Origin of the sequence: Sphingomonas sp. CCH9-F2, assembly GCF_001556735.1 — a bacterium.
Lineage (GTDB): Bacteria > Pseudomonadota > Alphaproteobacteria > Sphingomonadales > Sphingomonadaceae > Sphingomonas > Sphingomonas ginsenosidimutans.
Map to the genome: position 1 here is coordinate 1 of NZ_LSJO01000436.1, position 7,299 is coordinate 7,299.

Here is a 7,299-nt window from a genome sequence, read left to right on the forward strand (position 1 = left end):
ATCTTTTTGCACACGATTGCATTTGCATCCGCCAGCCAGGCTTGCCATAGCTCGCAAACGATTGCGGCCCGAGCCGTGCGGAGAGGACGATCACGTGACCATCGCGACCATTCCCGACAGCGACGCGCCACCGGTGGAGGCACGACTCGCCGCGATCGCCCCGCGCCTGCGCCGCCAGTTGCAGCGGCTGTACGGCGCCGCCGCGCTGGAGCCGCTGTGGGACCGCAGCGCCGCGATCCTCCGCCGTGCCGCCTCGGCGCGGGCCGCCGATCTCGTCGCGCTCGACAGCGCGCGCGTCGCCGATCCCGACTGGTTCGTGCACCCGGAGATGCTGGGCTATTCCACCTATGTCGATCGCTTCGGCGGCACGGTGGCGGGGGTGGAGGCGCATGTCGATCACCTCGAATCGCTCGGGGTGCGCTATCTCCACCTGCTCGCGCTGCTGAAGGCGCGCGCGGGCGACAGCGACGGCGGCTTCGCGGTCGCGGATTATCTGGCGGTCGAACCGCGGCTGGGCACGATGGCGGATGTCGAGCGGCTGGCGGCGCGGCTGCGCGCGGGGCGGATCAGCCTGTGCGTCGATCTGGCGCTCAACCACACCGCCGACGATCACCGCTGGGCGCAGGCGGCGCGCGCGGGCGACCCCTTCTACCGCGACTTCTACATGGTTGTCTCCGCCGGGGAGGCCGCCGCGCGCGACGCCGAACTGCCGCAGGTGTTTCCCACCACCGCGCCGGGCAATTTCACGCATGTGCCGGAGATGGGCGGGCATGTGCGCACCACCTTCTACCCGTTCCAATGGGATCTGAACTGGCGCAATCCCAACGTCTTCCTGGCGATGCTGGAAACGATGCTGGCGCTCGCCAACCACGGGTTCGAGGCGTTCCGGCTGGATAGCACCGCCTTCCTGTGGAAGCAGGACGGCACCGATTGCCGCAACCTGCCCCCGTCGCACTATATCGTCCGCGCGCTGCGCGCCGCGCTCGACATCGCCGCCCCCGCCACACTCTTGAAGGCGGAGGCGATCGTGCCGACCGCGTTCGTGCCGCCCTATTTCGGCGCGGACGAAGGCGACGGGTTCGAACCCGAATGCCATCTGGTCTACAACAATTCACTGATGGTCGCCGGCTGGGTCGCGCTGGCGGAGCAATCGGCGCAGCTGCCGCATGCGATCGTCGCGGCCAGCGGCGGGCTGCCGCGCGGCGCCAACTGGCTGTCCTATGCGCGCTGCCACGACGATATCGGCTGGGGCGCGGTGCTGGGCGACCTTGCCGCGATCGACGCGGCGCCCACGGAGCGGCTGGTCGCCGCCGCGCGCTTCCTGCATGGCGCGGGCGACAGCTGGGCGCGCGGCGTGCCGTTCCAGTCGGACGGCGCGGCGCTCCACGGCACCAACGGCGCGCTCGCCTCGCTGGCGGGGCTGGAGGCGGCGCACGACGACGCCGCGCGCGAGGCCGCGCTGCGCCGCATCGCGCTGGTGAACGCGCTGTCGATCGCCAGCGGCGGCCTCGCGACGCTGTACATGGGCGACGAGGCGGGGCTGCTCAACGACCGCAGCTACCTCGCCGACCCCGATCGCGCGCACGAAGGGCGCTGGCTCCACCGCCCCGCGATGGACTGGGACGCGCCCGCCACCCCCGATGCACGCCGCATCGCCGGCGATATCGCCGCCTTGCGCGCCGCGCGTATCGCCAGCGGCGGCGCCGGCGCACCGCGCGCGGTTGCCACGGCACACCCCGCGCTGCTGGCGATCGGCTGCGGCACCGACACGGTGTTCCTCAATTTCTCGGCTGCCGCCGTTTCGCTCGATGCCGCTGGACACGACCGGCTGACCGGCGCCACCATCGCCGCGCTGCCCGCATGGGGGATGGCGTGGATCGAGGGAGAGGCGGCATGAACCGGCCCCGGCTGTCGCTGGCGCGGATCGTCGAGATGAACCTCGGCTTCCTCGGCCTGCAATTCTCGTTCGGGCTGCAACAGGCGAACATGGCGCCGATCTACGGCTATCTCGGCGCGGACGAGGCGAGCCTGCCGCTCCTGTGGCTCGCCGGGCCGATGACCGGGCTGCTGGTCCAACCGCTGATCGGCGCGATGAGCGACCGGACGAACACCCGGCTGGGGCGGCGCACCCCCTATTTCCTCATCGGCGCGGTGCTGTGCAGCCTGTGTCTGTTCGCGATGCCGTACAGCCGCACGCTGTGGATGGCCGCCAGCCTGTTGTGGGTGCTGGATGCCGCCAACAACGTCACGATGGAGCCGTATCGCGCCTATGTCGGCGACCGGCTCGCCACCGATCAGCGGCCGGTCGGCTTCCTGACGCAATCGGCGTTCACCGGGCTGGCGCAGACCTTGTCCTATCTCGCGCCGTCGCTGATGGTGTGGATCGGGTTCGACAAGGATGCGGTCGACGCCAACGGCATCCCCGATATCACGCGCATCGCCTTCATCATCGGCGCGGTGCTGTCGCTGTCGACGATCCTGTGGTCGGTGCTGCGCGTGCGTGAACTGCCGCTGCCACCGGAGGAGCAGGCGCGGCTCGCCGCCGATCCGCTCACCCTGCGCGGCGCGCTGGCGGACCTGAAGGCCGCGATCGTCGAAATGCCGCGCCCGATGCGCCAGCTGGCACTGGCGATGCTGTGCCAATGGTATGCGATGTTCGCCTATTGGCAGTTCATCGCCTTCGCGCTGGCGCGCTCGCTGCACGGCACCGCCGATACCGCCAGCACCGCGTTTCGCGATACCGTGCTGACCGTCGGGCAGCTCGGCGCCTTCTACAATGCGGTCGCGTTCGTCGCCGCGCTGCTGCTGGTGCCGCTGGCGCGCCGTTTCGGGGCCAAGCATGTCCATGCCGCGTGCCTGGCGGCATCAGGCGGGGCGATGCTGGCGATCCCCGGCATCCCGACCCAGGCGGGGCTGTTCGTGGCGATGATCGGCATCGGCATCGGCTGGGCCAGCATGATGGGCAATCCGTATATCATGCTGACGGGGATGATCCCGCCCGAACGCAACGGCGTCTATATGGGCATCTTAACATGTTCATCGTCATTCCGATGATGATCGAAAGCCTGACGGTGCCGCTGTTCTACCGCCCGCTGCTGGGCGGCGATGCGCGCGCGATGGTGCTGGTCGCCGGCGTGCTGATGCTGGCGGGCGCGGCCGCCACCGTGCTGGTCGGGCGGGGCACGGCGCAGGCCTCGCCCGCCTGATCGCCGCTCCCCGCCCCGGACCGTGTCCGATCAGAAGCGGAAGCTCAGCCACCCCGCCAGGAAGTCGGAACTGCGGAACCCCGCCCGCGTCAGCGACGGCCCCGCGATCAGATGTTCGTACCGCCCGGTGAACGACACCCGCGGCGTGAAGCTCCACACCAGCTGCGCGCGCAGCGTGTCCGCGATCTTGCGGTCGCCGCGGATATTCTGCGTGCCGGCAAAGGGGGTGCCGTTGGCGCGGTACACCGCATCGGTCTCGGTCGCGCGCCACGATGCCTGATATTCCAGCGCCACGCGCATCTTCGGGATCGGGTTGAACGTCACGTTCGGCGCCAGCGCGATCAGGTTCGTCGGCGTCGCGTACAGCTGGTAGCTGTAATAGATGTTGTTGCCGAACGGCGCCAGCGACGTGCGCAGCGTGCCGCCGTCATAGGAACCGCCGCCGCTGGCATAATCGGCGTGGAACCCGATCCGCGGCGCGGTACGCCCCTTGCCCAGGCGATAGCTTTGCGCCGCGAAGATCAGCCAGGCCGAGATGTCCTGGTTGCCAAAACTGCCGCCCTGATGCTGGACGGTGTAATCGACGTTGACCGGCCCGACGTCGCCATACAGGTGCAGGCCGTAGAACATCCGCTCCTCGCGCTGCGTCCGTCCGCCCCACGAGGCGGCATCGTTGCGCAGCCGCCATACGAACGGGTCGAAGAACAGCTTCGATCCGCCGAACCAGTCGCGCGGCACCACGATGCCGGTGGAAATCCCGCTGAACCGCCGCCCGCGATCGATCAGGTCGTCGCCCGTGCCGTTCACGCCCAGTCGCGTGGTGTAGAAATCGAAGGCGTCGGCCCGCACCTTGGTGCCCCGCGCCCACACGCGCGCGCCGTTGAATACGGTGAAGATCGTGTTGTTGTCGCGCGGCACCACCATCAGATTGGGGCCGTCGGCGAACGTCTGGCGCCCGTACCGCACGCCCAGATGAGCGCCGCCGACATCCCCGGTCAGGTCAACGAACGATTGCTGGACGACCAGCGCGTTCTTTAGCTGCGGCAATCGCGTGCCCAGCTCGACACCGGACAGCCCGCCATGCGCCAATTCGCCGAAGAAGCGCAGGTGATCGCCGATGTGCAGGTCGGCAGCGCCGACGATCCGGTTGATGTCCTGCCGCTGCGCGCGCCGGTCGCGCAGGTCGGGATTGGTGATATGGTTCGCGCGCAGGCGGAACTCGCCCGACAGCGTCAGATACGTGTCGCCGTCACCCGCGATCGGGATGAACTTCAGCCGGTCGATCGGATCGTCGCGCTTCTTGGGGTCGCGCAGTTTCGTCCAGTCCTCGGCCCAGCGCGACTGGTTGTACCCCCCGCTGGTCACGCCGTCGCCTATGCCGTCGACCGGATAATCGTTCGCGGTGGGGTTGGCGGCGGCCGTGCTCGGCTGGCCGTCCTTGGGGGGGATCGTCTGCGCGGCGGCGTCGGATGCCGTGATCGTCGCGCCCGCAACCAGGCACAGCGCCAGGGGGGCGGCGCCGGCCAGGCGGCGCGCCATACGGTTCATCATGGTGAATGCCCTTGATCGTCTTTTTGGTGGAGGCGGCGGGACCGGCGGGCCGTTCGCCCCCCACGTCCCGCCTTTAGCCGAAAGACCTTAATCGCGTCCTTAGAGCGCGTCGGTCATTCCGCCGGGATGGCCTCGGCCGGCAGCTGGTCGACGCGCGGCGCATGGCCGGCCAGCGCGGCATCGAACCGCGACTGGTCCAGCCGGCCTTCCCACCGGGTGACGACCACGGTGGCCACGGCATTGCCGATGAAGTTGGTCAGGCTGCGGCATTCCGACATGAACCGGTCGACGCCCAGGATCAGCGCCATGCCCGCCACCGGCACGCTCGGCACGATCGACAGCGTCGCGGCCAGCGTGATGAAGCCCGCGCCGGTCACGCCCGCCGCGCCCTTCGACGACAGCATCGCCACCGCCAGCAGCAGCAGCTGCTGCCCGATCGACAGCTCCACGCCGGTCGCCTGCGCGATGAACAGCGCCGCCAGCGTCATGTAGATGTTGGTGCCGTCCAGGTTGAACGAATAGCCGGTCGGCACGACCAGCCCGACGATCGACTTCGGGCAGCCGGCGCGCTCCATCTTCTCGATCAGGCTCGGCAGCGCGCTTTCCGACGACGACGTGCCCAGCACCAGCAGCAGTTCGGTCTTCAGATAGGCGATCAGCTTGAAGATCGAGAAACCGCAGGCGCGCGCCACCAGCCCCAGCACCACGATGACGAACAACAGCGACGTCAGGTAGAAGGTGCCGACCAGCGCCGCCAGGTTCAGCAGCGTGCCGACGCCGTACTTGCCGATCGTGAACGCCATCGCGCCGAATGCGCCGATCGGGGCGGCCTTCATCAGGATCGCGACGACCTTGAACACCGCCAGCGACAGGTCTTCCAGCGCATGGGTGACGCGCGCACCGCGTTCGCCGATCATCGCCAGGCCGATGCCGAACAGGATCGCGACGAACAGCGTCTGCAGGATGTTGCCCTCGCTCAGCCCCGATACGAACGTGTCGGGAATGATGTTGAGCAGGAACCCGGTCAGCGTCGTGTCATGCGCCTTTTCGGCATATTCGGCGATCTTGCTGCCATCCAGCGTCGCCGGGTTGATGTTCATCCCCGCGCCCGGACGGATCACGTTGCCCACCACCATGCCGACCACCAGCGCCAGCGTGGAGAAGGTGAGGAAATAGGCGAAAGCCTTCGCGGCGACGCGGCCGACCGCAGCCAGATCGCGCATCCCGGCGATGCCGGTGACGATCGTCAGGAAGATCACCGGCGCGATGATCATCTTCACCAGCTTGATGAACCCGTCGCCGATCGGCTTCAGCGATTCGCCGACGTGCGGCGCGAAATGACCGATCGCCACACCGGCGATGATCGCGATCAGCACCTGCACGTACAGGTGGGTGTACCACGGGCGCACGCCGGCGGGCGCGCTCTCGAAGGCGGGGCTTGGGTGAAGTGCCATGGGCAGGATCCTCTCGTCGTCGGGCCCGGCGCTTCTTCTGTGCGAGTGCGCGGGATCGCATCAGTCTGCCGACGCAGTCCCCCGCCACCAACCCTGTCGCGCGATTTGCATTATTTTTGATATATCAATGATATAACGATAGCGACACGCCCGGAGCGTGCAGCGATCGACACAGACGGTCGGCCAAGATGTGCAGAAACCTGCACATCACCCCGCTGCCAGGATTCGCGCGATCTCCTCCTCGGGCAGGCCGAACACGCTCGCCAGTCCCGGCATCGTCGCACCGCGGCGCGACAGTTCGATGATCCGTCCGTGATCGACGTTGGTCGCGTAATGGCGGGTGTCGCGCACCACGCGCTCCTCGCCGGTGCGCGCCAGTGCGCCCGATGCGCGGCGGCGCGGGCGCGCGTCGCGTTCCTCGCTACGCTCCTCCAGCCGCGCGGCGCGGCGCTGGTCCTCCTCGGCGCGGCGGGCGGCGCGCGCCGCCTCGCGCTCGCGCTGCCCGGCCTCGCGCTGCGCCTGGCGCTCGGCGGTGCGCGCCTCGGCCGCCGCGATTCGTTCCTGCGCGCGCGATGCCGCGCGCTCGCTCGCCGCCCCGGCGGGCCGCCCCCATCCCCGATCGTCCGTCATCCGCGCAGCCTGTATCGCGCGAACCGCTAGACGCCCAGCCGCTTCAGCACCGGTTCCAGCACGCCCGCCATCGCATCGTATCCCGCCGCAGTCGGGTGCACCCCGTCATAGGCAAGGCCCGGCTTCATGCCCCCCTCGGGCGTGGCCAGCACCGGCGTGTAATCGACGAACGTCGCGCCCAGTGCGGGCGCGGTGCGCGCCAGCCAGTTGTTGATGGCGCGGATCGGCGCGACCGTCTCCAGCCCCGGCCGCCACGGAAAGTTCGCCGCCGGCGGCACCGACGCCAGCAGGACGCGGATATGGTTCGCGCGCGCCAGCTGCGCCATCGCGAGCAGATTGTCCTGCGTCTGCGCGATCGTCATCGGCCCGGTATTGCCCGCGATATCGTTCGTCCCGGCCATCAGGTGGAGCACCTTCGGCTTCAGCGCGACGACGTCGGCCATCATCCGGCACAGCAT

5 protein-coding genes and 1 pseudogene are annotated in these 7,299 nt (G+C 69.0%); 2 read left to right on the forward strand and 4 right to left on the reverse strand.

Annotated features, from left to right (window positions below; translation table 11 throughout):
• The first annotated feature begins 94 nt into the window (after nucleotides 1–94).
• Together AX685_RS12200 and AX685_RS12205 are read left to right on the forward strand one after the other, a co-directional pair.
• A complete protein-coding gene (locus tag AX685_RS12200) occupies nucleotides 95–1,897 on the forward strand; it encodes an alpha-amylase family glycosyl hydrolase (protein ID WP_066489065.1) in 1,803 nt (600 codons plus the stop codon).
• Nucleotides 1,894–3,206: pseudogene (locus AX685_RS12205) on the forward strand (MFS transporter). The gene AX685_RS12200 and the pseudogene AX685_RS12205 overlap by 4 nt, the downstream one beginning before the upstream one ends.
• Nucleotides 3,207–3,236: 30 nt before the next feature.
• Here AX685_RS12205 and AX685_RS12210 read toward each other — a convergent pair.
• The 4 genes from AX685_RS12210 to AX685_RS12225 all read right to left on the reverse strand — a co-directional run.
• Nucleotides 3,237–4,754, reverse strand: coding sequence for an alginate export family protein (locus AX685_RS12210; protein WP_156445784.1), 1,518 nt, complete (start codon nucleotides 4,752–4,754; stop codon nucleotides 3,237–3,239).
• 116 nt (nucleotides 4,755–4,870) lie between these two features.
• Nucleotides 4,871–6,211 (reverse strand): dicarboxylate/amino acid:cation symporter, encoded by a 1,341-nt coding sequence (locus AX685_RS12215; RefSeq protein ID WP_066489068.1) that lies wholly within the window; start codon nucleotides 6,209–6,211, stop codon nucleotides 4,871–4,873.
• Nucleotides 6,212–6,418: 207 nt separating this feature from the next.
• A complete protein-coding gene (locus tag AX685_RS12220) occupies nucleotides 6,419–6,841 on the reverse strand; it encodes a hypothetical protein (protein ID WP_066489071.1) in 423 nt (140 codons plus the stop codon).
• A 26-nt stretch (nucleotides 6,842–6,867) separates the two neighbouring features.
• A partial coding sequence (locus AX685_RS12225) for a GDSL-type esterase/lipase family protein (protein ID WP_231738838.1) occupies nucleotides 6,868–7,299 on the reverse strand: 432 nt, incomplete at its 5' end.